General features: G+C 63.5%; 18 protein-coding genes. 12 read left to right on the top strand and 6 right to left on the bottom strand.

Annotated elements, in window-relative coordinates:
• Positions 1-216 precede the first annotated feature (216 nt).
• The 3 genes from MON38_RS17695 (at position 217) to MON38_RS17705 (ending at position 6,431) form a co-directional block, all read left to right on the top strand.
• Complete coding sequence (locus MON38_RS17695; protein ID WP_241937479.1) at positions 217-3,345, top strand: SusC/RagA family TonB-linked outer membrane protein; 3,129 nt, start codon at positions 217-219, stop codon at positions 3,343-3,345.
• A gap of 101 nt (positions 3,346-3,446) precedes the next feature.
• The gene (locus MON38_RS17700; RefSeq protein WP_241937480.1) at positions 3,447-4,997 is read left to right on the top strand and encodes a SusD/RagB family nutrient-binding outer membrane lipoprotein; all 1,551 of its coding nucleotides are present in this window, start codon (positions 3,447-3,449) and stop codon (positions 4,995-4,997) included.
• A 159-nt stretch (positions 4,998-5,156) separates the two neighbouring features.
• On the top strand, positions 5,157-6,431 hold the full coding sequence (locus MON38_RS17705) for a hypothetical protein (protein WP_241937481.1): 1,275 nt from the start codon (positions 5,157-5,159) through the stop codon (positions 6,429-6,431).
• A gap of 102 nt (positions 6,432-6,533) precedes the next feature.
• Here the strand turns inward: MON38_RS17705 and MON38_RS17710 are convergent, their stop codons facing one another.
• Entirely contained in the window at positions 6,534-8,333 is a 1,800-nt protein-coding gene (locus MON38_RS17710) for a glycoside hydrolase family 10-like protein (RefSeq protein ID WP_241937482.1), read from the bottom strand.
• Positions 8,334-8,516: 183 nt separating this feature from the next.
• Positions 8,517-8,840 carry a hypothetical protein gene (locus MON38_RS17715; RefSeq protein ID WP_241937483.1) on the bottom strand — a complete coding sequence of 108 codons (324 nt, stop codon included), beginning with the start codon at positions 8,838-8,840 and terminating at the stop codon, positions 8,517-8,519.
• Between the two features lie 261 nt (positions 8,841-9,101).
• Here MON38_RS17715 and MON38_RS17720 point away from each other — a divergent pair, with 261 nt between their 5' ends.
• From MON38_RS17720 to MON38_RS17735, 4 genes are all read left to right on the top strand, one after another.
• Positions 9,102-9,971, top strand: coding sequence for a hypothetical protein (locus MON38_RS17720; protein WP_241937484.1), 870 nt, complete (start codon positions 9,102-9,104; stop codon positions 9,969-9,971).
• 75 nt (positions 9,972-10,046) lie between these two features.
• On the top strand, positions 10,047-10,940 hold the full coding sequence (locus MON38_RS17725) for a rhomboid family intramembrane serine protease (RefSeq protein ID WP_241937485.1): 894 nt from the start codon (positions 10,047-10,049) through the stop codon (positions 10,938-10,940).
• A 167-nt stretch (positions 10,941-11,107) separates the two neighbouring features.
• Entirely contained in the window at positions 11,108-12,118 is a 1,011-nt protein-coding gene (locus MON38_RS17730) for a zinc-binding dehydrogenase (RefSeq protein ID WP_241937486.1), read from the top strand.
• Positions 12,119-12,294: 176 nt separating this feature from the next.
• Positions 12,295-12,558: a hypothetical protein gene (locus MON38_RS17735; RefSeq protein WP_241937487.1), complete on the top strand. Its 264-nt coding sequence runs from the start codon at positions 12,295-12,297 to the stop codon at positions 12,556-12,558.
• A gap of 104 nt (positions 12,559-12,662) precedes the next feature.
• On the opposite strand, the gene MON38_RS17740 is transcribed toward MON38_RS17735, so the two are convergent.
• Both MON38_RS17740 and rfaD read right to left on the bottom strand, forming a co-directional pair.
• On the bottom strand, positions 12,663-14,042 hold the full coding sequence (locus tag MON38_RS17740; RefSeq protein ID WP_241937488.1) for an FAD/NAD(P)-binding protein: 1,380 nt from the start codon (positions 14,040-14,042) through the stop codon (positions 12,663-12,665).
• 135 nt (positions 14,043-14,177) lie between these two features.
• Positions 14,178-15,146 (bottom strand): ADP-glyceromanno-heptose 6-epimerase, encoded by a 969-nt coding sequence (gene rfaD, locus MON38_RS17745; protein WP_241937489.1) that lies wholly within the window; start codon positions 15,144-15,146, stop codon positions 14,178-14,180.
• 70 nt (positions 15,147-15,216) lie between these two features.
• Here rfaD and MON38_RS17750 point away from each other — a divergent pair, with 70 nt between their 5' ends.
• From MON38_RS17750 to MON38_RS17770, 5 genes are all read left to right on the top strand, one after another.
• Positions 15,217-16,122 carry an ABC transporter substrate-binding protein gene (locus MON38_RS17750; protein ID WP_241937490.1) on the top strand — a complete coding sequence of 302 codons (906 nt, stop codon included), beginning with the start codon at positions 15,217-15,219 and terminating at the stop codon, positions 16,120-16,122.
• Complete coding sequence (locus MON38_RS17755; RefSeq protein WP_241937491.1) at positions 16,122-17,123, top strand: FecCD family ABC transporter permease; 1,002 nt, start codon at positions 16,122-16,124, stop codon at positions 17,121-17,123. The genes MON38_RS17750 and MON38_RS17755 overlap by 1 nt, the downstream gene beginning before the upstream one ends.
• Before the next feature lie 83 nt (positions 17,124-17,206).
• Entirely contained in the window at positions 17,207-17,620 is a 414-nt protein-coding gene (locus MON38_RS17760) for a 6-pyruvoyl trahydropterin synthase family protein (protein ID WP_241937492.1), read from the top strand.
• Positions 17,621-17,733: 113 nt separating this feature from the next.
• Positions 17,734-18,849 (top strand): lipid-A-disaccharide synthase, encoded by a 1,116-nt coding sequence (gene lpxB / locus MON38_RS17765; protein ID WP_241937493.1) that lies wholly within the window; start codon positions 17,734-17,736, stop codon positions 18,847-18,849.
• A gap of 243 nt (positions 18,850-19,092) precedes the next feature.
• Positions 19,093-23,046, top strand: coding sequence for an IPT/TIG domain-containing protein (locus MON38_RS17770; RefSeq protein WP_241937494.1), 3,954 nt, complete (start codon positions 19,093-19,095; stop codon positions 23,044-23,046).
• 85 nt (positions 23,047-23,131) lie between these two features.
• On the opposite strand, the gene MON38_RS17775 is transcribed toward MON38_RS17770, so the two are convergent.
• Together MON38_RS17775 and clpX are read right to left on the bottom strand one after the other, a co-directional pair.
• Positions 23,132-23,605 (bottom strand): hypothetical protein, encoded by a 474-nt coding sequence (locus MON38_RS17775; protein ID WP_241937495.1) that lies wholly within the window; start codon positions 23,603-23,605, stop codon positions 23,132-23,134.
• A 100-nt stretch (positions 23,606-23,705) separates the two neighbouring features.
• Positions 23,706-24,929, bottom strand: coding sequence for an ATP-dependent Clp protease ATP-binding subunit ClpX (gene clpX, locus MON38_RS17780; RefSeq protein WP_241937496.1), 1,224 nt, complete (start codon positions 24,927-24,929; stop codon positions 23,706-23,708).
• Between the last annotated feature and the right edge of the window lie 230 nt (positions 24,930-25,159).

A 25,159-nucleotide genomic window follows, 5' to 3' on the forward strand; every position in this document is an offset into this window, starting at 1 on the left:
GCCGCCGCTGCCCCGGCGGCGGTCTCGTGCAACCCTGGCGGTTTTTCTGCGTCGGGTGGCCCCTGCGAGCCACTTTTGCCGCCTCCCGCCTAGTGGGGGCGGTGGGTGCCGCTTCTCAGCACTTTCCAGCTGGTTTTTTCTGATTTTCGGGGGCTTGTTCCCCTTTCTGCTTTTCTCACCCCATTTTCATTTTCTCTCACCCATTCATTTCCCACCATGAAAAAACCTTACTGGCTATTGCTGCTGGTGCTGGCCGTGCTGCTGGCCCCGCCCAGCTGGGCCCAGACGGCCCGTCCGATTTCGGGCATCGTTACTTCCGGCACCGACCAATCGCCCCTGCCCGGCGTGACGGTGCTCGTGAAAGGCACCACCAACGGCAGCACCACCGGCGGCGACGGCCGCTATTCGCTCTCGGCCGAGCCGGGCGCAGTGCTCGTGTTCAGCTTCATCGGCTACGCGGCCCAGGAGCGCACCGTCGGCACCAATAACACCATCGACGTGGTATTGAAGGAAAGCACCACCGGCCTCGACGAGGTGGTGGTGACGGCCTACAACATCAAGCAGGAAAAGCGCACGCTCGTTACGGCCGTGCAGGAAGTACAGAGCAAGGACATCATTGACTCGCGTCAGACCAACGTGGTGAACGCGCTGCAGGGCAAAGTAGCCGGCGTCGACATCACTTCATCGGGCGGCGCGCCGGGCGAAGGCGCGGCCATTATCATCCGGGGCGGTACCTCGCTCGACGGCAACAACCAGCCGCTGTTCGTCATCGACGGGATGATTATGGACAACGGCTCATTTCAGGAAAGCACGGCGCCGGGCGGCGGCTCGGCCTTCAACGGCCTGCTGGGCCGCTCGGTGGGCGCCAGCAACCGCGCCGGCGACCTCAACCCCGAAGACATTGCCAGCATCACGGTGCTGAAAGGCCCGGCGGCGGCGGCCCTCTACGGCCTGCGTGCCAGCAGCGGCGCGGTGGTGATTACCACCAAAAAAGGCGTGGCCGGCGCTACCACGCTTAACTTCCGCACCCAGTATTCGGTGGACGAGGTGAGCCGCCTGCCCAAAATGCAGAGCCTGTACGGCCAGGGCTCGAACGGTATTTTCGACGGCACCACGCGTATTTCGTTCGGGCCGCGCTTCGGGGCCAACCAGCCGGTGTACGACAACATCGGCAACTTCTTCCAGAAGGGCAACACCTACCAGAACTTCCTGAACATGTCGGGCGGTTCGGACAAAGCGTCGTTTTTCGTGTCGGCCTCCAACCTGCAGCAGTCGGGCGTGGTGCCCAACAGCACCTACGACAAAAGCACGGTGCGCCTGTCGGGCACGGCCGCCATTTCGCCCAAGCTGGGCGTGAGCGGCTCGGCTCAGTACCTCACCTCGGGCGGCAAGCGGCCCATTCAGGGCCCGGGCCTGTTTGGCTCGTCGGGCGGCTACCTGCTGAGTTTGCTGAACTGGCCGCGCGGCGACGACGCCCGCAACTACCTCAACCCCGACGGCTCGCGTCGCCGCCTGCTGGCGCTGGGCAACGGCACCGATGCCGACGCCGACAACCCGTACTGGACGGTGTTCAACAACCCCCAGACCGAGCGCATCAACCGCTTCATCGGCAACATCCAGCTCAGCTTCAAGGTCGCGCCCTGGCTCACGCTGAGCCACAACATCGGCACCGATATTTACACCTCGCGCAATACGTCGGTGCGCGCCGTGGGCACCTCGCAGGTGGGCAACCAGAACGGCGGCATTTCGGAAACCGTCGACCAGTTCCGTTCCATCACGGCCACCACGCTGGCCACGTTCTCGCACGATTTCGGCAGCAACTTCGGCGGCTCGCTCATTCTGGGCAATACCATTGAGGAGAACAAGGACCAGGCCGTGGACTACATCGGCCTGATTTTCCAGAACCCCAACTTCACCGGCCTCAACAACACGGTGAACCGCGGCGCGCTGCAGCGCGACTACACCCGCCACGTGATTGGCAACTTTGCGCAGCTGAACGGCACGCTGTTCAATCAGCTGTTCATTCAGCTGCAGGCCCGCTACGACCAGTCGTCGACGCTGCCGCGCCCCGACCAGGGCAAGAACTTCGGCAAGGGCTTTTTGTACGGTTCGGCCGGCCTGGGCTATGAGTTCACCAAGGCCCTGGGCCTCGACCAGAGCAACATTCTGAACTACGGCAAGTTGCGCGCCTCGGTGGCCGAAGTGGGCAAGGACACCAACCCCTACCGCGTCGAGTCGGCCCTGACGCAGAACACCTACATCGGCGGCGGCTTCCGCAACGACTTCTTCGGCTCGAACGCCATTCTGAAGCCCGAGCGCACCCGCACCTACGAGGCCGGCGTGGCGCTGCAGTTCCTGAAAAACCGCCTCGGGCTGGATTTTAACTACTACTACTCGCGCACCACCGACCAGATTATCGCGCCCCGCGTGAGCCAGTCGGCCGGCTTCATTCTGCAGTACATCAACGGCGGCATCGTGACCAACGAAGGCCAGGAAGTGTCGCTGACCGGCTCGCCGGTGAAAGGCAAAAACTTCAGCTGGGACATCATTGCCAACTTCTACCACAACACCAACCGCGTGGAGGAGCTGCCCTTCCCGCTCACGGTGGTGTACCAGTCCGATGCCTTCATCACCGACGTGCACGAGGGCGGCGCGTTCCCCGGGCGCGCCATCTCGGGCGTGGGCGCGACGGATTTTGTGCGCGTGACCGACCCCAACAGCCCGTACTACAATCAGGTAATTATCGGCGCCACGGGCTACCCCAGCGTGAACACCAACTTCGTGTATGCCGGCAACCGGGCCCCGCGCTTCACCACCCAGCTCACCAACACTTTCACCTACAAAGGCCTGTCGCTCACGTCGCTGTTCGACTTCCGCGTGGGCGGCGTGGTGATTAACGGCAACGACTGGTACCAGACCCGCGTGGGTACCTCGCAGCGCACCGCCGACCGCTACAAGCAAGTGGTGTTCGACGGCGTGGTGCGCAACGCCGACGGCTCGTACGCCCCCAACACCCGCTCGGTGGAGCTGACCCAGACCTACTACACCAGCATTCTGGGCGCAACGGGCACGGCCTTCATCGAGGACGGCTCGTGGGCCCGCCTGCGCTACGTAACGCTGAGCTACGCCGTGCCGGCCAGCCTGCTGAGCCCCACCAAGTTCCTGAAAGGCGTGGAGCTGAGCGTGACTGGCCGCAACCTGGTGCTGCTGACCAACTACAGCGGCGCCGACCCCGAAACGGCGGCTTCGGGCGCGGGCGTGCGCGGCGGCGGCTCGGGCGGCTTCGACTACGGCAACGTGCCCGCCACCCGCGGCGTGGACATGGCCCTGCGCGTGAATTTCTAGTTGTTGGTTGCTTGTTGTCAGTTGTCTGAAATCCTGATTTCGACCCTGGCAACAAACCGCAAACCCTAACAACAGACAACCAACAACTGACAATCAACCATATGAAACCATATATTCTGGGCCTGGGCCTGCTGCTTAGCCTGCCGGCCCTCACCGCGTGCGAGAAGTTTCTCGACGTGAACAACAACCCCAACAACCCGGTGTCGTCGACGCCGAACTTCATCCTGCCGGGCATCATTTCCAACGGTATCCAGACGCAGATGTTCACGGCCCTGCGCACGCCCTACATCACGCAGTACGTGGTGAGCCGCACGGCCAACAGCGGCGGCAACGACCAGTATTTCTTCACCAACGCCCAAAGCACCAACACCTTCAACTACTCGTACTTTCAGTCGGGCGGCAACATTCCGGTGATGCAGAAGGCGGCCGTGGCCGAGGGCTCGCCCTACTACGTGGGCGCGGGCAAGATTATGCAGGCCCTGATTCTGGCCCACGCCACCGACATGCTGGGCAACATTCCGTACTCGGAAGCCTACCAGGGCGGGGCCAACTTCACGCCCAAGTACGATTCGCAGCAGCAGATTTACGCCACCATCGACCAGCTGCTGAACGAAGGCCTGGTGGAGATGCAGAAGCCGGCTAGCGCCAACTTCCGCCCCCTCTACAGCACTTCGCCCAGCGAAAGCGGCGACATCCTGTACAAGGGCGACGTGTTGAAATGGCAGCGCTTGGTGTTTGCCCTCAAGGCCCGCCAGGCCCAGCACCTCACCAAAAAAGCCAGCTACGACCCCAACGCCGTGCTGGCCTTGTGCGCCAAGGCTTTCCAATCGTCGGCCGATGATGCCCAGCTGCAGTTCCAGACGGCCATTGCGCCGCTCACGAACACTACCAACATTTTCGGGCCAACGCGCGCCAACTTTGGCGGGGCCACGTTCTCGCTCAACTTCATCCGCTACATCAACGGCACCACGTTTCCCGGCGTCACGGACCCGCGCTTTGGCGTGATGACGCCCACCACCAGCACCGGCGCGGCCCCCGGCGCGGGCACGCCCAGCACGGCCAACCTCACGCCCGGCTCCACGCTCACCGACTTCTACGGCGGCTGGTACGCCCGCGACCTGGGCTACTACGAGGTGATTACCTACCACGAGCTGAAATTCATTGAGGCCGAAGCCTATTTCCGCGCTGGCAACAAAACGCTGGCGCTGGCTTCGCTCAAAGAAGGCATTCGGGCCCACATTCGAAAGATGAGCACGGGCGGCACGTTCACGCCGCCTACCGTCACGTTCCCGGCCATTACCTCGGCCCAGATTGAGGCATACGTGGCCAGCGCGGCCGTGCCCCAGACCGAGGCGGCCCTCACGCTGCGCAGCATCATGGAGCAGAAGTACATTGCCATGTTCCTGAACCCGGACTCGTGGTCGGACCTGCGCCGTCTGGACTTCGACCCCAGCATCTACGTCAACTTCCAGTACCCGATTTATTCGAGCGGCAGCACCGGCCCGCTGCTGGGCAAGTACCCGCGCCGCCTGCTGCCAGGCGCTACCGAAGTGCAGTACAACCCCAACGCCGTGGCCAGCCTCTACGCCGAAGCCGGCGCGACTTCGGACCAGGACTACGTGACCAAACCCCTGTGGTTCGACATGCCGTGAGGCAATGCATCTGTCATCCTGAGCAGAGCGAAGGACCTTACCACCGAAGAACAACTTGCCGTGATTTAATTGCCGCAAGTGTGCCAAGGTCCTTCGCAAGCTCAGGATGACAGCTACGGTTCTTGCCTCCCTATCTCCACTCCAACCGACTTCCCTCCCATGAAATACATTCCCACCGCCCGCGCCCTTTGGGGCGGGCTCCTGGCCCTGGCCCTGCTGGCCACCGGCTGTAAGAAAGAGCTCGACGACTATTATACCGAAACCGGGCCGCAGTTTCCCACGCTGCTCACGACCAACGCGCTGGGCAACGCCACCAAGTACGCCACCGGCGAAGTAGTGACGTTTGAGCTGCAGTTTGCGCAGCAGACCGACCCGATTAAGCAGGTCGTGATTCTGCAGAAGGTGGAGCCCGGCCGCGACTCGACCGTGGTGCAAACCATTCCGTACAAGGCCGCCTACTCCCGCATCAAGCGCACCGATACGCTGGTGGTGAACTACACCGTGCCGGCCGGCGACAACAAGGCCCTGGTACGCGTAGATGCCCGCGTGGACAGCAACAACGGCCAGACCAAAACCCGCAGCTTCTACTTCCGCCTGGCCGAACCCACGCCCACCATTGTCATTAATTCGGGCCCGACCAACGTGACGCTGCCCACGGCCACGGCCACCGGCGCGCCCGGCGACATCATCCGCTACAACGTGACACTGAACAAGGGTGGCATCACCACGGCGCCTATTCCGCCGGCCAGCATCACGAGCATCCCGGCCGGCATTCTGTATAAGGACCTCGACAGCCTCGTGACCTACGCCAAAGTGGGCAGCGCCGCCGAGCGCCGCGTGGTGCGCACCAAGCTCACCGCCAGCGGCGCCGAGCTGACGACCAACGTGGACATTCCGCTGCCGGCCGGCAGCGCGGGCCAGCCCATCACCTTCCGCTTCGAGGTGAAGGTGCGCACGCCCGCCCGCAGCGCCAGCGCCACGGCTGCCGCCGTGTACACGCCAGCGGCGGCCACGCCCTTCGCGGCAGCGCGCACCGGCACGCTCACCTACACCGGCACCACCGGCGGCGACCTCGCCGCTTATGACCTGACCACCTTCGCGGCTGTGCCCGCCGCCGGCGCGGCCACCAGCAAAGACCTCGTCATCAGCAGCACCGCCTCCAACGCCGTGCAGTTCCGCACCCTGAGCACCGGCACCCGCCTCGTGCGCTCGACCACGGCCGTGTACACGGCGGCTACCCTCACCAACATCCGCCAGACGTACAATGCCACGGCTGCCGCCTCGCAGGTGACGACGCTCGACAACATTGTGGTGGGCGATGTCATCATCCTCAAACTGCGCGGCCTCGACCAGTACGCCGTGGTGCAGGTCACGGGCATCAACCGCACCTCGGCTACCGATGTAACGGTGAGCTTCAACGTGAAGGCGCTGTAAGCCGGCTATAAAACCAATACCTGCCCATAGAAAAGCCCGCCTGTTGATTCAGGCGGGCTTTTCTATGTAAACAATAACCGCAGGCGGCGGTAGCTGTTTGCCCTATTTCCCCCCAAACAGCCGTGCGAAGAAGCCCTTCTTCTTGGCCGGTTTCTCCTTGATTTTGACCTTTGAGAACGGGGCCGAGCCTTCCGGCTTCTCGGCCGTGGGCAACGTTGGGCGCAGTACTGGTTGCGGGCGGGGCGGCGCAGCGGCCACCGTGGGCGCGGCCGGGCGCGGGGCTCCGGCTGGGGCCTGGCCTTGGGCCAGCTCGGTGGCTTGCAGGCCGGTCGTTATCACGCGCATGGGGCGGCTTTCGTTGTGCAGGCGGTCGACGGCGGTGATGTAGTAGGCGTAGGCCTGGCCGGGCACGGCGGTGGTATCCACAAACGTGGCGGGGTAGCCGGGGGCGGGGCGCGGCAGGGCCAGAATGTGGCGCGGGTCGTTGGGTGTGGCCCGCTCGTTGGCGTCGAAGCGGTAGAGCACGTAGTAAGTGGCAATGTCGCCGTCGGCCGCGGGCGCGCCGCTCTGCCAGTTTAAGGTTACGTAGTGGCTGAGGCGGCGCAGGGTGAGGTTGGCCACGGGCAGGGGCGGCATGGCGTCCATCCAGGGCATGGGCGGGATGAGGGCAGGGTAGCGGAACAGGGTTTGGCGCAGCGAGTCGGTGGTGTGCAGCGGGTTGGTGAGCACCGATTTGGCCGAGAAGAACACGCTGCCGGGCGCTTCGCCGTCGTAGCTGCGGTTGAGGCGAATCTGGCGGGGCAGCTCGCGCGGGTTGCGCCAGGTGGTGTCCGAGCGGGTGCTTTCGAGCATGCGGTAGGTGCCGTGCCCGATGTAGAGGTGGCGGTCGAAGTGGTTGCGCGTCCACCATTCCAGCAAAATGGGGTAGGGCACGAGCCGAAAATTGGTGCTCCAGTACAGCTGCGGCACGATGTAGTCAATCCAGCCCTGCTCGAGCCACAGGCGCGAGTCGGCATAGAGGTTGGCGTAGGATGGCTGCCCGGCGCGGGTGTCGGAGCCCAGCGGGTCGGCCGACTTGTTCATCCAGACGCCAAACGGCGAGATGCCGAATTTCACCCAGCGCTTGGCCGAGCGAATGCTGTCGTGCAGGTCGCGGATGAGGATGTTCACGTTTTGCCGCCGCCAGTCGGCCAGCTTGGCAATGCCGTCGGGGTTCTGGTCGCGGAAAGCGGCCTCGTCGTGAAACACCTGCCCCGGCGCGGGGTAGGGGTAGAAGTAGTCGTCGAAATGCACCGCGTCGATGTCGTAGCGCCGCACCACGTCCAGAATCACGCGGGTGATGTGGGCGCGCACCGCCGGCAGGCCGGGGTTGTAGAGCAGCTGCCCGCCGTAGCGCAGAAACCACTCGGGGTGCTGGCGGTAGGGGTGGTTGGCGGCCAGCCGGCGCGTCACCGAATCCATCGTGGCGCGGTAGGGGTTGAACCAGGCGTGGAACTCCATGCCGCGCCGGTGCGCCTCGGTAATGAGGAAGGGCAGCGGGTCGTCGCCGTTGGCCGGGGCCTTGCCCTGCACGCCGGTCAGCCACTTGCTCCAGGGCTCGATGTCAGATTTATAAAAGGCATCCGACGCGGGCCGGATTTGCACGAACACGGCGTTCAGGCCGGCGCGCTGGCCGGCGTCGAGCAGGCGTCGGTAGTCGCGGCGGTACTGTTCGGGCGCTTCGCCGCGCTGGTTGGGCCAGTCGATGTTCTCGACGGTGGCAATCCACATGCCGCGCAGCTCGCGCTTGGGCGGCGGGGTATCTTCGGCGGGGGCCTCCTGGGCCTGCGTGGTGCCCAACAGGCCACTACTCAGCAGCCCTACAATCAACAGAAGCCGGCCAGCGGCAAGAAAACGGACCATCAAACAGAATTGGCAACACGGAAACGCCCGCAAATTACGCCGCCCGCCCCGCGCATCCGCAGCACGCCGCCACGGCCCGTAAAAACGAGCACCCCGAAATTTTATTTCGGCCCGCCGGAACAAGCTGTTCTCGTGGGCCGAAACAAAATTTCGGGGTGCTCCGCCTGGTGGGCGTCAGGCGATTCAGGAGCCGGTCAGCTCGGTATCGGTCATGGGTTGGTCGGGCTGGTCGGTGCGGTCGGGGCCGCTGTCGGCGGGACCACCTTCGAGGCCGTTGGTCTGGCTGGCGTCGCCGTAGTCGCCGCGGATGCCGGCGCCGTCGCCCATGTTCTGCTGCGTGCTGCTGGCAGCGTTGCTGGTGCTGGCAGCAGCCGTATCAACGTTGGCATCTAAGTTGGGCGTGCTGCTGACGGTAGCGTCGCTTTCCGACGTCTGGTCGGGCGTGGAGTTGCTGGCGGGAGCCTGGTCGGGGCGCGGGTCGGTGGGGTTTTGCTCGGGAGTGGGCATGAGGATGGGGATAAGGAAATAGAGGAAACGAGGCCGCCTGAATGGGTGTACGGCTGGCCGGGCATGCGGTTGAGGCAGGAGCGGGGGCGTAACCGGTAGGACTTGCCCCCGCCCGGCCATTCGCATCGCTACACCGATACAGTTCAACGAGCGGGCGGGAGCAGGGCCCTACCGGGTACGACCCCGCGCCTACCTCGTACGTGCATTATATTGCCTCCCGCTTTCCTTTTCCCCCAATCCCCTTCAGCCCTTCGCCCAGCCGTGTCCGCTTCCATCGACGACTTCTACCACCAGAAAACCGACGCCGACCTGCAGTTTTTCGTCGACCATCCCGAGCTTTATCAGCCCAGCCTGATTGATGCCGCCCGCCGCGAGCTGCGCCGCCGGGGCGTGGCGCCAGCCGTAGCCGCGCCGGCCGAGCTGCCGCCGCTCACCTACGTATCGCCCGAGCCGGCTGCGCCTTCGGGCCTGCGCACCGGCCCGCTCACGCTGGGCCTGGCGGCCGTGCTGCTCGTGGGCCTGGGTGGTTTCTACGTAGTGAAACAGAAGAACCAGCCGCCCCCGCCGCCCGCCGCGCCGGCCAAACCCAAAGCCCCGCCGCAACTAGTGGAAGTCGAAACCTCGGCCATTCCAACTTACGACGGCCTTGTGGCCCAGGCCGTGGCTCAGCAGGTGAAGCGCCTGCCCGCCGCCGAAGTGGCCGCCGCCAAAGCCAAGGCCGACGGCATGGCCCTGCGCCAGTACCGCGAGCTGGCCAAGCGTTTCTGGGCCGCCGAATGCCAGACCGAGTACCTCACCAGCCAGGCCCACGAAGGCAAAGCCAGCGCCATGTTTGCCGACCAGGCCCTGGTGGCTCGCACCACCTGGAGCGCCTGGAATAAGGCCGCTGTGTACACCTACAAGTTCGGCCCCGCCATGCAGGAAGACTTTCAGCGCATGCAGAAAGTAGCCAGCAGCCAGCAGCACGTGCTCGAACGCATGCCGGACCTGCTGCCGAAAAAAGCGTTTCTGAAAGACAAGGAGCTGAATGCCCGCGACACCGAGGTGCAGGACTGGCTGCGGGCCATTCGGGTAGCTTCGCCCGTTACGGGCAAGCCCTACAAAGCCACGGTGCTCAAGATGCAGATGTAGCCCGCCCAGCCCCCGAACAACTGGCAAAGTGGCCGGTTGCCCAAGCTGGCGCGCTCCTTGCCGCGCCGCGTGCCAATGGAAACCCCCGACCCTGCCGCTGCGCCCGGCTCCACCACCGCTTTGGCCGCCCGCCTTTTTGCCGAGAAGCCCGAAGCCGAGCTGCTGTACCTGGCCCAGAATGCCGCCCGCTACCCGCCCGCCGTGGGGGCCGCCGCCGTGGCCGAGTTGGCCCGGCGCGGCCTGTTGCCCGAGGCCGCCCGCCCGCAGCCCCTGCTACCGCCCGCGCCCGCCGAAACCTGGCCGCAGCTGCTGGGCCAGCTGCTGCGCGGGCTGTTCATCCCTTCGCGTCGCTTCCTAGCCACCCCGCTGCTGATTGATGCCTGTCTGTTGGTGTTCGGGCTGATGGTGCTAGTAGGTGGCGTGTCGGCCACCGACCCCACCGGGCACCAGCTCGTGCTCTGGGGCTCCAACGTGTCGGGCCTCACGCTGCACGGGCAGCCCTGGCGGCTGCTCACGCACGTATTCGTGCACGCCGGCCTCTCACACCTGCTGCTGAATCTGTTCTCGCTCTGGCTGCTGGGCCTGCTGGTGGAAGACCGCACCGGCCCGCTGCGCCTGCTGCTGGTGTACCTGGCCAGCGGCATCGGCGGCGGCCTGGCCAGCCTGTGGTGGCACACCGATGGCATCAATTCCGTCGGGGCCAGCGGGGCCATTTTCGGCCTCTACGGCCTGCTGCTGGTGCTGCTCATCAGCAAAAAGCTGGTGCTCGATAAATCGGACCGCCGCGCCATGCTGGGCCTGGTGCTGTATTTGGTGCTGAGCAATCTATTGTCCGGTCTCAGCGGTAATGTGGATAATGCGGCCCACCTTGGCGGGCTGGCCACCGGCCTGTTCATCGCCGGCCCACTGGCGCTGCTGGGGCTGCGGGGCCATGCGCATCTGGTCGGGCACGACGAACCGGGGCGGTAGAAGGCGGTTAACGAGAACGTCATGCTGAGCGAAGGCGCAGCCATAGTCGAAGCATCTCTACCGCTTCGTTGCAGCTATTATTGATTGCTTGCTCAGTAGAGATGCTTCGACTTCGCTTCGCTCAGCATGACGTTTCTTTTGCTCACCGCTCACCGCTTATTGAAAATATGAAAGCCATTCAACTCGACGTCATCCACCAGCCCGTTTCGCTGCGCGACATTCCCACTCCCACACCTGGCCCCGGCGAAATTCTGGTGAAGCTGCACGCCGCGGCTCTCAACCACCGCGACGTATTTATTCAGGACGGAAAATATGCCGGCATCAAACTGCCCTGCACCCTTGGAGCCGATGGCGCCGGTGAGGTAGCCGCCCACGGCGAAAACGTGCCCGCCGATGCGCCCGCCGTCGGCGCCCGTGTGCTCATCAACCCCGGCCTGCGCTGGGGCGACAACCCCCGCGCCCAGGCCCGCGAGTTTGCCGTGCTGGGCATGCCTGACCCCGGTACCTTCGCCGAATACATTGTGCTACCTGCCGAATACATCCGCCCGCTGCCGGCTCACCTCAGCTTCGAGCAGGGCGCGGCGCTGCCGCTGGCGGGCCTCACGGCCTACCGGGCGGCCTTCACCCGCGCCCAGGTGCAGCCCGGCGAGCGCGTGCTCGTGACCGGGGTGGGCGGCGGCGTGGCCCTCACGGCTGTGCAGCTGTGCGTGGCCCGCGGGGCCGAGGTGTGGGTAACTTCCAGCTCCGACGATAAAGTTGCCCGCGCCCGGGAGCACGGCGCCAAAGGTGGCATCAGCTACAATGCCGAGAACTGGGTGAGAACCCTGACCCAGTTTGCAGGCGGCCTGTTCGATATCATTATCGACAGCGCAGGCGGGGCGGCTTTCGGCCCGCTGCTCGACGCGGCCGCGCCGGGCGGGCGCATCGTTTTTTTTGGCGGTACCCTGGGCAACATCCCCGACGTGCCACCCGCCAAAGTGTTCTGGAAGCAGCTCGACATTCTGGGCTCCACCATGGGCACGCCGCAGGATTTTGAGGAAATGCTGGCATTGGTGACGGAAAAGCAAATTGTGCCCGTCATTGACGAAGTGTTTCCGCTGGCCGAAACCGAAGCCGCCCTGCGCCGCCTCGAAGCCGGCGCGCAATTCGGCAAAGTGGTGCTGAAAATCGCCGAATAAGCGCAGGATTATCAACGGCGAATTCAATGGTAGAAAGGGGCTTGGAAACGCTGGCTTTTCAAGCTCTTTTTTGTTGCTTTATTATTGCCAAAAACTGGGTTTTCAGGAATGAAAACGCGGTTTTTTTGGTTAGATAAACACGCGGGTAATCGACTAAAAAACCGCTTGTTTCGCTTATGAAATCCGCTGCTCAATACCTCGAAAATTCTGTGTTCGAAGCCCGCCGCCCGCGCCGCGAATTGCAACCCGTAGTTGCCTACGATGCTGCCCTGCAAGCCATCGAGCAGGCCGTAGCCGATGCCGAGAAATACCGTTACCTGCTGATGCGCGCCCTCCGCCACAGCACCCCGGAAATTGCTGCGCCGGCAGCTACTTCCTTTTTCTCCGAAGAAGCTACGGTATTGCCGCTCTACCCCGGCCAGTCGCGCCAAGCCGCTTAATATTTCTATCCGTAGGGGCGGGGCTCGCCTCCGCCCGTGGTTGAACGACTCGCATTTGAATCGTTCGACGACGGGCGGGAGCAAGCCCCGCCCCTACATCGTTTTTATCGTGCCAGATACTCGGCCAAGGCCGCCGCCTGCTGGCGCAATTCCGGCACGGCCGTCGACTCGAAGTAGGCCGGGCGGCGGCTGGGGCCGAGGGTGAACAGGCCCGGGGCCACGCGGCCATCAGCCGCCAGCAGGGCACCGTGCGCATCGGTAAGCAGGCCGAGGTGCAGCGGGTCGGGCGTGAGGTGGCCGGCTTCGCGCAGGCTTTGCACCAGCGGGTCGGCGATGCGGGCGTAGTCGAGCAGCGGCCCGGCGCAGCTGATGACGTGGTCGGCCGTGCGCCAGCCATTGGGCACGCCGTGGGGCTTCACGCGCACCCGCAGCCGGTTGCCGTCGGGCAAAATCTCGCGCACTGTGCCAATGTGCAGGCGCACCAGTCCGGCTGCCGTCAGCTCAGCTACGGCCTGGGCATTCTGCGGCGGGCTGCGGTGGCGCGTCACGGCCCACAGCCCCGCCAGGTGCCGCAGAAACCGGCGCTGCTCGGCCAGCGGCCACGCCGCCCAGATACGGCCCAAGTCGGGCCGCAACGAGTCCAGCACCGGCCGCCAGTCGATGCCCTGGGCAGCGGCGGCCCGCAAATGGCGCTTGAAAATGGCCAGCACACCCGTTACCGTCGTTTCGCCGGCCAACTCTTGGTAAAAGTTGGGGTAGGTGGGTGCGGCCGGGCCGTGGGCGCTGGGCCAGCGGCCGTGGCGGGCTACCACGGCAATGGGGGCGCGGTGGCCATCGTGGCGCAGGGCCAGCAGCACGTCCACCGCCGTCAGGCCCGAGCCGATGAGCAACACCTCTTCATCGGGGCCGATGCGGCGGATGTTGCCCGTAGCCCAGGGGTCGGCGTGGTAGCCGGGGTGATGCAGGTAGCGGTGGTCGGGGCCGCAGGGCGGCGGGGGCGGGAAGTTGCCTAGCGCCTGCACTACGGTGTCGCTTTCGATGCTACTGCCATCGGCCAGCTGCACGCTGCGGCGGCCGTTGGGCAGGAGCGGGGCCGCTACGGCGGTGGTTTGGTGCCAGTGAATACTTGGTGGCCCTGCTTCCGGAGCCAATACTGGGCCCAACTCCTCCCGCAAGTAGCGCCCGTAAGCGGCGCGCGAAGCAAACTCGGGCACGCCGGCAGCGCTTTCGGGCTGGCGGGCGAGCCATTCGGCGAAGTGATTGGGCGCGGCAGGGTAGAGGCTGAGGCCGCCGGGCCGCACGTTGAGCAGGTATTCGGGCCGGCGAGCCGAGTAGGCCAAGCCGGGGCCGGGCACCTCGCGCGGCTCAATCAGGTGAATTTCGGCCCCGGCCAAATGGGGCTGCTGCCGCAATTGCAGCACCAGCGCTGCGCCCGCGAAGCCGCCGCCCACAACGGTAATAACGGGACGAGCGGGTGGGTTCACGGGCGGGGGATGGGCTGGTGTGGAGAAACGAAAAGGGTACGTCATGCAGAGCGCAGCGAAGCATCTTTACCGCAATAGTAATTTGATTTACTTCTACGGTAAAGATGCTTCGCTGCGCTCTGCATGACCGGGTTGCTACAGGTACCGACCGGGCACCAGGTAGTTCTGCACGTAGTCCTGAATCCCGTCCTCCAGGCGCGTAAACGGCCGGTCGTAGCCAATGCTTTTGAGCTTGCTCATGTCGGCCTCGGTGAAGTACTGGTACTTATCGCGAATGTCCTCCGGCGTGTCCTTAAAGCGGATATCGGCCGTGCGGCCCAGCGCCTGGAACGTGTTCAGCGCCAAATCTAGAAAGGTGCGGGCCTCGCCGCTGCCCAGGTTGTAGATGCCGGAGTGCGTGCGGTGGTTCAGCAGGAAGAAGCACACTTCCACCACGTCCTTCACGTACACGAAGTCGCGCATCTGGCCGCCGTCGGTGTAGTCGGGGTTGTGCGATTTGAATAGCGTCATCGAGCCCGACTGCTGAATCTGGTGGAAGGCGTGTATGATAACCGAGGCCATGCGGCTCTTGTGGTACTCGTTGGGTCCGTACACATTGAAAAACTTCAGCCCGGCCCAGAAATACGGTTTCTCTTCCTGTTGCAGGGCCCAGTTGTCGAAGTCGTTTTTCGAATCGCCGTAGGGGTTGAGCGGGCGGTAGAGCGGGAACAGCGCCTCGTCCTGGTCGGAGTAGCCGAGCGTGCCGTCGCCGTAGGTCGCGGCCGAGGAGGCGTACACCAGCGGCAGATTATACTGCACGCAGGCCTGCCACATGCGCTTTGAATAGTTCAGGTTCAGCAGGTCGAACACGGCGGGGTCCATCTCGGTGGTGTCGGTGCGGGCGCCGAGGTGGAAAATGAACTCCACCTGCTCGTGGTGGGCGTCGAGCCAGTCGAAAAACGTTTCGCGGTCCACGTATTCGCGCAGCTTCTTGCCTTCGAGGTTGGCGAGTTTTTTCTCGATGGAGAAATTGTCGACCACAACGATGTCGTTGAAATTGGCCGCGTTCAGGCGGGAGACAAGGCAGCTGGCGATGAAGCCGGCCGCGCCGGTTACTACTATCATGGGGCAAAAATTAGGGCGGAGGGCAAAGGTAAACCGCCGCGCCGCGTGGCCCGCGGGCTACCTTTGCCGCATGCGTTTCTTTCTGCTGCTTGTACCGCTGGCCCTGCTGCTGGGTTGTCATTCCGAATCCGAAAAAACGGCCCTGGTACCCGTGCGCGACGGCCTGGGCCGCACCGTGAGCCTGCCCGCCCACCCGCGCCGCGTGCTGGCCCTAGCCCCGAGCATGACCGAAATGCTGTTTGCCGTGGCCGATACCGCCACCATCGTGGCCCGCTGCCCGCAGGACAACTACCCCGCCGCCGTGTACCGCAAGCCCGTCGTCAACAACTACCCGCTCGACCTCGAAAAGCTGGTGCTGCTGAAGCCCGACGTAGTATTCACCGTCGAAGGCATCACCTCCGTCGATGACGCGCAGCGACTCCAGCAACTCGGTATTCCAGTGTACTACCTGCGCTTCCGGCGCGTGGAGGACGTTTTTAAAGGATTGGAGGAAGTAGGCCGCCTGCTGGGCCGCCAGCCCCAGGCCCGGCACCTCACTGATTCGCTGCGCCAGAATCTGAAGACGCTCACCAACGCGCCCATCCGGAGGCCCATTTCCAAAGTGCTGGCCATTACCTGGCAGGACCCCATTTACTGCTACGGCCAGAACACGCTGTTCACCGATGAAATTCGCATGGCCGGCGGCCGCAACGCCGTTACCGAAACCTTCCCGCAGCCCTATCCGGCCCTCACCCGCGAGTACATCCTCAAGCTGAACCCCGACGTGCTGCTCGGCGGCAGCTTCGGCAAGCTCGACAGCACCTTTTTCAAAAACTACCCCGAACTAAAGCGCATCAACGCCTACCGCAACCGCCGCATATTCCCCATCACCGGCAACCTGCTGGAGCGGCCCGGCCCGCGCGTGGTCGAGTCGGTGCGCGAGTTGCAGGGGCTGCTGAGGAAAGCAGAATCGAAACCAACGGTTTCTGCCCGCTGATGCTGGCTCGTCGTCCCGCGTTGTGGCTCACCCTCGGCCTGCTGCTCACGCTGGCCCTGCTGGTGCTGGGCCTGCGCGTGGGCAGCTACGCCACTTCCTACGGCTTCATCCTGAATACCTTCTGGCACTACAACCCCGCCGACCCCGCCCAATTGGCCCTCGTCGAGCTGCGGCTGCCGCGCCTGCTGCTGGCGCTGCTGGCCGGCGCCAGCTTGGCCGTGAGCGGCTACCTGCTCCAAACCCTCGTCACCAATCCGCTGGCCGACCCTTACCTGTTGGGCACGGCTTCGGGCGCCTCGCTGGGCGCCATTGCTTCCTACGTGTTGGTGCCCTCGCTCACGCTGGCGGGCGTGTACCTGCCGCCGGTGGCGGCCCTGGCGGGCGCATTCGGGGCCACGGTGCTGGTGGTGGCGCTGGGCAGCCGGCGCGGCAAGATTCTGCCGGCGCCGCTGCTGCTGGCGGGCGTGGCGGTGGGGGCGCTGGCGGCGGCCGTGGGCAGCCTGCTCACGTTTCTGGCTGCGCCCGAGGGCAGCCTGCGCAGCGTGGTATTCTGGGCGTTTGGCAGTTTCGAGCGGGCCGGCTGGAGCGTGCTGCCGTACCCGGCGGCGGTGCTGGGCGTGAGCTTAGTCGTACTGGCTTTTTTGCAGAAAGACCTGAACCTGCTGCTGCTGGGCGAGGAGCGGGCCGCCGCGCTGGGCCTGCCGGTGGCGGCGCGACGCTGGCTGCTGGTGGGGCTGGCGGCGGCCCTCACGGGCGGGGTGGTGGCGCTGTGCGGGCCGGTGGGCTTCGTGGGCCTGCTGGTGCCGCACCTCACGCGGGGGCTGCTGGGCACTACGGGGCGCTACAATCTGCTGGGGTGTGCGGTGCTGGGCGGGGCCTTCCTGCTGGCCTGCGACCTGCTGGCCCGGCTGCTCTATCCGCCGGCCGGGCTGCCGGTGGGGCTGGTCACGGCCCTGTTCGGGGTACCCTTCTTCGTATATTTGCTGCGGAAAACCACTTAGTTGTCAGTTGTTAGTTGTCAGTTGTCAGGAATGCTTCATTTCCTTTCAGACTAACAACCGACAACTAACAACTGACAACTAGAATGATATACATCTCCCGCCAGGAACACTTCAACGCCGCCCACAAGCTCTACAACCCCAAGTGGAGCGAGGAGCGCAACCGCGAGGTGTTTGGCCCCTGCGCCAACGCCAACTGGCACGGCCACAACTACGACCTCATCGTGACGGTGAAGGGCGACCCCGACCCCGAAACCGGATTCGTCGTCGACCTCAAAGCCTTGTCGGACTTGCTGCGCACGCACATTACCGAGCAGGTCGACCACAAAAATCTCAACCTCGACGTGCCCTTCCTGGCCGGCCAGATGGCCAGCACCGAAAACCTGGCCATTGCCTTCTGGCAAATCATCGAGCGCGAATTGCCCGCCATCACGCCCGCCAAGCTGCACTGCGTGAAACTCTACGAAACGCCGCGCAACTTCGTGGAATACTACGGCTGAAGAAGTTAAGAGTTAAGAGTTAAAAGTTATGAGTTGGGGCTTGACTGATTTTCGCTCGCTACCCTCCAGAACGAAAACTCATAACTCATAACTTTTAACTCTTAACTCAACAAATGAAATACTACTTGATAGCCGGCGAACGGTCGGGCGATTTCCACGCTGCCAACCTCATGCGCGAGCTGCGCGGCCAGGATGCCGACGCCCAGTTCCGCTACTGGGGCGGCGACATGATGCAGGCCGAGGGCGGCGAGCTGGTGCGCCATTACCAGGACCTGGCCATCATGGGTTTTCTGGAAGCCGCCACCAGCATCCTCAAGTTTCGGGGCTACCTCAAGCAGTGCCAGGCCGATATTCTGGCCTACAAGCCCGATGTGCTGATTCTGGTAGACTACGCCGGCTTCAACATGCGCATGGCCAAGTTTGCCAAGGAGCAGGGCATCAAGGTGTTCTACTACATTTCGCCCAAAATCTGGGCCTGGAACCAGGGCCGCGTCGAAAAGGTGAAGGCGTACGTCGACAAGATGTTCGTCATTCTGCCTTTCGAAACGGAGTTCTACCAGAAATTCAGCTACCCCGTCGACTACACCGGCAACCCCACCGCCGACGCCGTGGCCGAGTTCGTGCCCACCGCCGACTTCTACGAGCGCAACCGGCTGGAGCGCGACAAGCCCATCATTGCGGTGCTGCCGGGCTCGCGCAAGCAGGAAATCGAGGAGATGCTGCACGAGATGATTGCCATTCTGCCGGGTTTTCAGGAATACCAGTTTGTGGTGGCCGGCGTGAACAACCTCGACCCGAACTACTACAAGCATTTCCACCGCAACGGTATCCGGTTCGTGTTCGACCAGACGTTTGACCTGCTGAGCCACGCCTCAGCGGCCCTCGTCACCAGCGGCACGGCCACCCTCGAAACGGCCCTGTTCGACGTGCCCCAGATTGTGTGCTACCGCACCAGCGCCCTGAGCTACGCCATCGGCAAAATGGTCATTAAGGTGCCCTACATCTCGCTGGTGAACCTGATTGCCGGCCGCGAAGTAGTGAAGGAGCTGATTCAGGGTGAGTTCACGGCCCGCAACCTGCTCGACGAACTGCGCAACCTGCTCACCGACCCGGCCTACCTGGCCCGTATGAAAGCAGGCTATGCCGAGCTGCGCGAAAAGCTGGGCCAGCACCAGGCCGCCAAAAAAACGGCCGAACTGATGGTGGGTTACCTGCGCGGTGGACACTAGTCGTGAGACCGTCCAATTCTGGAGCAATTCTGAAGAAAAAACCGGCAGGGGATAGCTGCAAATGGATTTTTACGGTTTTCTTGAATACAAAACCCCGGGCCATGGCTCGGGGTTTTTTTTGCAATAATTGCCCTCCCGGCAGCTATAATGCCTGATTTAGCCTGAGCGTTATTTAAGCTTAATAATTCGTCTGCAAGGGTTTTGCTCCTATATTTACACTTCCACCCCAATTGTTTTTTATTTATGCAAGAACGTTACAATAGCGGAACAACGGCCTCGACCGGGCTAGCGGCTGCCAGCCGCCACCTGCGCCGGACCAGCGCCCTGTTGCTGGCCACGCTGGGCCTGGCTGTGGGCGCCCGTGCCCAACAAACCTCGCCCTATTTCCGGGCCGATGCCGAAGCCCGGAGTGCGGCGGCCGTTTCGCCGCTGGCAGCCGCGCTCACCCATTCGCAGGCGCTTACGTTGGATGAAGCTGCCCTGCGCGCCGCGCTGGCCACGGCCCCCTTCGAAGGCCAGGCCGGAGCTCCGCTGGAGCTGGCCCTGCCCCGGCCCGACGGCAGCATCGCCCGCTTCGCGGTACGCGAAACATCGGTGATGGCCCCGGAATTGGCCCGCAAGTTTCCGAGCATCAAAACCTACGTCGGCGCGGGGCTCGACGACCGAACGGCCTCGCTGCGCCTCGACCTCACGCCGAAGGGTTTCCATGCCCAGGTACTGGCCGCGGGGGGCAACACCTACTACATCGACCCTGTTACCCGCACCGACACGCGCCACTACCTCGGTTTTTTTCGGCAGGACATGAACCGCGCCGCCGCTGGTGCGGTGCCCGCCTGCAATTTTGCGCCCACGGCCGAGGAACTGAAGGAAGCCCGGGTGCAGGTGGCGGCGGCTACGGCTTCGGGCAAAGCCCTGGCCAGTGGCTCGCAGTTGCGTACCTATCGTTTGGCGCTGGCTAATACGCCTGAATATGCCGTTACGAAGGGCAACACGGTCACCAGCGTGCTGGCTGCCGAGGTAACGACCCTGAACCGCGTGGTGGGCGTGTACGAGAAAGAGCTGGCCGTGCGCATGGTGCTGGTTGCCAATAACGACCAGCTTGTGTTCTTGAGGGGCATTGGCACGCAGCCGTCGCCGGCCTTCGACGACAGCAACACCAACAACGTGCTGCTGAGCCAGAACCAATCGAACATCGACCGCATCATTGGCACGGCCAACTACGACATCGGCCACGTGGTGAGCACCGGAGGTGGCGGGGTGGCCAGCTACGCCGGCGTTTGTACCTCGACCCGCAAGGCCCAGGGCGTAACCGGCCTGCCGAACCCGGTGGGCGATGCCTTCGACATCGACTACGTAGCCCACGAAATGGGCCACCAGTTTTCCGGCAGCCACCCCTTTAACGGCAACGGGGGCAGCTGCTCCGGCGGCAACCGCAAAGCCAGCACCGCCTGGGAGCCGGGTTCCGGTTCCACCATCATGGCCTACGCGGGTATCTGCGGCACGGCCAATGACTTGCAGCCCCATTCCGACGCTACCTTTCACACGGGTAACTATCAGGAAATGCGCGCCTTTATTTCGAGCACCGCTTGCGGCACCGACTCGCCCACCGGCAACACGGCTCCCGTGGTGACGGCCCCGGCCAGCGGCAAAACCCTGCCCATCAGCACGCCCTTTAAGCTGACGGCTGCGGCCACCGATGCGGAGAACGACCCCCTGACTTACATGTGGGAAGAAATGGACCTTGGCCCGACGAGGGCGCCCAACGATGCGCAGGTGGCCGGCGAAAATGTGCCCCTGTTCCGCTCCTTTGTGCCGCTGCTGAGCAGCACCCGCTACTTCCCGCGCCTCACCGACCTGGTGAACAATACCACCGTCCTCGGCGAGCGCCTGCCTACCGTAACCCGCACCCTGAAGTTTCGCTGCACGGCCCGCGACCAGCACAGCGGCTCGGCCGGCGTGATTGGCGGCGTCGATTACAGCCCTTTCGTGGACCTGAACGTGACGAGCACCGCCGGTCCGTTTGTGCTTTCGGCCCCCAACACGGCCACTAGCTGGACGGGCGGCACCACGCAGGCCGTGACCTGGAACGTAGCCGGTACCGACGTAGCCCCCGTGAGCTGCGCCACCGTGAACCTGCGCCTGAGCCTTGACGGCGGCCTGACCTACCCGGTGCTGCTGGCTTCGGCCGTGCCCAACACCGGCACTGCTTCAGTAACCGTGCCCAATGTGACGGCTACCCAAGCCCGCGTAATGGTGGAAGCGGCTGATAACTACTTCTTCGACATTTCGGATATCAACTTTGCCATTGCGCCGGGCCCGGGTGCTACCATTACCGGCTTCACGCCCACGAGCGGCCCGGTTGGCACCACGGTTGCGCTCACTGGCACCAACTTCACGGGCGCAACGGCTGTGAGCATCAACGGCACGCCCGCTACGTTCGTGGTGAACTCGCCCACCAGCCTCACGGTTACGGTGGCGGCCGGTACCACCAGCGGCCTCATCAGCGTAACCACGCCGAACGGCACGGCTGTCTCGACTACGTCGTTCCTGGTAGGCGTACCGCCCACCATCACCAGCTTCACGCCCGCCACGGGCGCGGTAGGCAGCACGGTGGTTATCACCGGCACCAACTTTACGGCGGCTTCGCAGGTAACATTTGCCGGCACCAACGCGCCGGTATACTCCGTGAACTCGGCAACCCAGATTACTGTGACGGTACCCATCGGGGCCGTTACCGGACCCATTGCGGTGACGACGCCGCTGGGCACGGGCACCTCGGCCACCAGCTTTACCATTCCGCCGGCTCCGGCCATCACTTCGTTCTCGCCCACGGTTGGGGTGCCCGGCACTCAGGTTACGATTAACGGCAGCAACTTCACGGGCACGACGCGGGTTACTTTCAACGGGGCGGTGGCCACGGTATTCACGGTAGTTTCGGCTAATCAGATTACCGCAACGGTACCAACTGGTGCTACTACTGGCCGGATTACGGTGACTACGCCCAACGGCATCGCCGTTTCTGCCAGCAGTTTCACAGTACAGGTGCCAGTCATCACTTCGTTCACGCCAACCAGTGGTCCCGCTGGTACGCAGGTTACAATTACGGGCAATTACTTCACCGGCGCTACGCAGGTAACCTTCAACGGCACCCCTGCTACCGTATTCACGGTGGTTTCGGCCACCCAAATTACCGTAACTGTGCCTGTTGGTGCCACTTCGGGCCCCATCGTCGTGACCGCGCCAGTGGGCAGCGGTACTTCAGCCACTCCTTTCCTGATTCCTCCGGCCAACGACCAGTGCGCTAATGCAATAGCGCTGGCCTGCGGGCAAACCCTAACCGGCACCAACGTTGGCTACACGGCAACCGGCGACCCCACGGGCACCTGCGGCACTGCCGTGAGAAACGGCGGGGTGTTCTATACCATGGTAGGCACCGGGGCCAGCATGACGGTATCAACCTGCAGTGCCACCACGGATTTCGACACCCAGTTGTTCGTGTATTCGGGTCGGTGCGGTTCCTATACCTGCGTAGGGGGCAACGACGATGCGGCTACCGGACTTACCTGCTCTTCGGTAACGTTTGCTTCGCAGTACGGAGTTACCTACTTCGTCCTCGTTAATGGCTACCTGGCCACCAATACCGGCACCTTTGGCCTGACGCTGACCTGCGCCACGCCGCCCGCGGCACCGGCCATCACCAGCCTGAGCCCCACCAGCGGCCCGGTGGGCAGCACCGTTACCGTAACGGGTAGCAACCTCACCTCGGCCACGGGCGCCACCATCAACGGCGTAGCCGTCACCGGTTTCACGGTGGTGAACGCCACCACCGTCACCTTCACGGTTCCCGCCGGCGCTACTACCGGCAACGTGGTGCTCACCACGGCTACCGGCATCCCGAGCAACGGCACCGCCTACACCGTTACCACGGTTACGGCCACCGCCCAGGCCCAGCAGAGCGAGTTCAGCGTGTACCCCAACCCCGTAGCGGGCCGCGGCACCCTGAACCTGAAGCTGGCCACCAGCGCCACCGCCGCGCAGGTAACGCTGCGCACGGTGCTGGGCCAGGTAGTGGCGACCCGCACCTTCAGCGGCGCGGCCACCGAATTGCCCATGAGCGGCCTGGCCGCCGGCACCTACCTGCTCACGGTGCAGGCCGCTGGCCGCGCCCCCAGCGTGCAGCGCGTGGTAGTGGAGTAAGGTTGAGATTGAGCCGGGCTTTGTCCGGCCAGATTAAGAAAAAGGCCCGCCAATCGGCGGGCCTTTTTTTGCGGGTAGTATAAGCTTATCCGTCCATCTGCATGCCGGGCAGCGGCGTGTCGCCGTTCATATAGAACGTGAACATGTGGTTGGCATCGTGAATGGTTTCGAAAGTCCAGTCCCAGGCCGGTTCTGTGCTTGGGTGTTGCAATTCTGGAATTGAAATTCCGGTGAGCCAGAACTCGGCGCCAAAGTCGGCAATGCAGAAATCCGGCTGCCAATTCCGAAACTCGTCTTCGATGAGGGGGATGAGCTTCGCAATTAGTGTGTCGTACTGCTGCTCGATATGCCGGTACAATACCTGCTGGGCTGCGGTGGGGCCGGTTTCAGGAGTATCGAGGTAGCAGCCAATGCGCCGGCCGGTGGGCGCAAATAATAGCGCTTCGGTAATAAACCACGTCTGGCCAGTGTGCCTGTCATATTCTTCCCGTCGGAGCCGGCCGAATACGGCATCGCCAATGTAAAAAGGCTGGGGAAGTAGAAACGAAAAGAGGCCCACGTTGCTGGTATAACGAGTGAAGCAACAAAAATGGGAAGCCCGGCATAAACCGAACTTCCCATTACCGGGTACCAACTGCTCGGCACCACGTATTACAAACTTACGCCGCCCGCATGTGGCGCAGCGGCGACTTCTCGAACTTGCTGCGGCAATAGCTCAGGTTAATCTGCAGCGCGTCGGCCCCTTTGTCCGAAGGCATTTCGAACATGGCATCGGTCATAATGCTCTCGCAGATGGAGCGCAGGCCGCGCGCGCCCAGCCGGTACTCGTCGGCTTTTTCCACGATGTATTCGAGCGCGTCTTCGGTGAAGCTGAGCTCGATGTTCTCCATGCCGAACAGGCGCTTGTACTGGCGCACGAGCGAGTTCTTGGGCTCGGTCAGAATCATGCGCAGCGTGCTGCGGTCGAGCGGGTTGAGGTGCGTGAGCACCGGCAGACGGCCAATCAGTTCCGGAATCAGGCCGAAGCTCTTGATGTCCTGGGCCGACACGTAGCGCAGGAAGTTCTGCGTATCCACCTGCTCGTCGAGGTTCGTCTTGGCGAAACCCATCGGCTTGGTGTTCAGGCGGCTCTTAATGATGCGGTCGAGGCCCGAGAACGCGCCGCCGCAGATGAAGAGGATGTTCTCGGTGTTCACCGAAATCATCTTTTGTTCGGGGTGCTTGCGGCCGCCCTGGGGCGGCACGTTGATGTTGGTGCCTTCGAGGAGCTTCAGCAGGGCCTGCTGCACGCCCTCGCCGCTCACGTCGCGCGTGATGCTGGGGTTGTCGCTCTTGCGGGCAATCTTGTCGATTTCGTCGATGTACACGATGCCGCGCTCGGCGGCTTCGAGGTTGTAGTCGGCGGCCTGCAGCAGGCGGGTGAGGATGCTTTCCACATCTTCGCCCACGTAGCCCGCCTCCGTCAGCACCGTGGCGTCGGCGATGCAGAAAGGCACCTGCAGGATTTTGGCCAGCATGCGGGCCAGGAAAGTTTTGCCGGTGCCGGTTTCGCCCACCATGATGATGTTGGACTTCTCAATCTGCACTTCATCCTCCTGGGGCTTCTGCATCAGGCGCTTGTAGTGGTTGTACACGGCCACGGCCATCACGCGCTTGGCTTCGTCCTGGCCCACCACGTACTGGTCGAGGTGCTCCTTGATGGCCTTGGGCTTGATGAGGTTGAACTTGGGCTGCTTGCCGGCCTCCTGGGCTTTGGCTTCCTCGTTGAGGATGTGCTGGGCCTGGCCCACGCACTGCTCGCAGATGTGGGCGTTGATACCCGAAATCATGACGGCGACTTCGCGCTTGCTCTTATTGCAAAAGGAACAGGATATTTCGGCCACGGAAAAGGGAATAGAAGAGGGTGGGAGGGCTGTCTTTTGGACAAGCGGGCTCAAAGATACGACAAGCGCAACGCCTATCACCGGAAAAATAGTGCCGCGGCCCGGCCCTGGCCGTTCCGGCGCAGGGCGGCAGCCCAGGCATCCAACGCTGAAAAGAATGGGTGTGCTGGCTGCTAATTCCCGACGAATAGGCTTTCATAAAAAAGCCCCTGCTAATTCAGCAGAGGCTT

The organism is Hymenobacter cyanobacteriorum (genome assembly GCF_022631375.1).
In the GTDB taxonomy this organism is placed as follows: Bacteria; Bacteroidota; Bacteroidia; order Cytophagales; family Hymenobacteraceae; genus Hymenobacter; species Hymenobacter cyanobacteriorum.

Bases quoted from the DNA above. Each gene is read 5' to 3' on its own strand.
- MON38_RS17695 (WP_241937479.1), top strand. From the start codon at position 217: ATGAAAAAACCTTACTGGCTATTGCTGCTGGTGCTGGCCGTGCTGCTG.
- MON38_RS17700 (WP_241937480.1), top strand. From the start codon at position 3,447: ATGAAACCATATATTCTGGGCCTGGGCCTGCTGCTTAGCCTGCCGGCC.
- MON38_RS17705 (WP_241937481.1), top strand. From the start codon at position 5,157: ATGAAATACATTCCCACCGCCCGCGCCCTTTGGGGCGGGCTCCTGGCC.
- MON38_RS17710 (WP_241937482.1), bottom strand. From the start codon at position 8,333: ATGGTCCGTTTTCTTGCCGCTGGCCGGCTTCTGTTGATTGTAGGGCTG.
- MON38_RS17715 (WP_241937483.1), bottom strand. From the start codon at position 8,840: ATGCCCACTCCCGAGCAAAACCCCACCGACCCGCGCCCCGACCAGGCT.
- MON38_RS17725 (WP_241937485.1), top strand. From the start codon at position 10,047: ATGGAAACCCCCGACCCTGCCGCTGCGCCCGGCTCCACCACCGCTTTG.
- MON38_RS17730 (WP_241937486.1), top strand. From the start codon at position 11,108: ATGAAAGCCATTCAACTCGACGTCATCCACCAGCCCGTTTCGCTGCGC.
- MON38_RS17735 (WP_241937487.1), top strand. From the start codon at position 12,295: ATGAAATCCGCTGCTCAATACCTCGAAAATTCTGTGTTCGAAGCCCGC.
- rfaD (WP_241937489.1), bottom strand. From the start codon at position 15,146: ATGATAGTAGTAACCGGCGCGGCCGGCTTCATCGCCAGCTGCCTTGTC.
- MON38_RS17750 (WP_241937490.1), top strand. From the start codon at position 15,217: ATGCGTTTCTTTCTGCTGCTTGTACCGCTGGCCCTGCTGCTGGGTTGT.
- MON38_RS17755 (WP_241937491.1), top strand. From the start codon at position 16,122: ATGCTGGCTCGTCGTCCCGCGTTGTGGCTCACCCTCGGCCTGCTGCTC.
- MON38_RS17760 (WP_241937492.1), top strand. From the start codon at position 17,207: ATGATATACATCTCCCGCCAGGAACACTTCAACGCCGCCCACAAGCTC.
- lpxB (WP_241937493.1), top strand. From the start codon at position 17,734: ATGAAATACTACTTGATAGCCGGCGAACGGTCGGGCGATTTCCACGCT.
- MON38_RS17770 (WP_241937494.1), top strand. From the start codon at position 19,093: ATGCAAGAACGTTACAATAGCGGAACAACGGCCTCGACCGGGCTAGCG.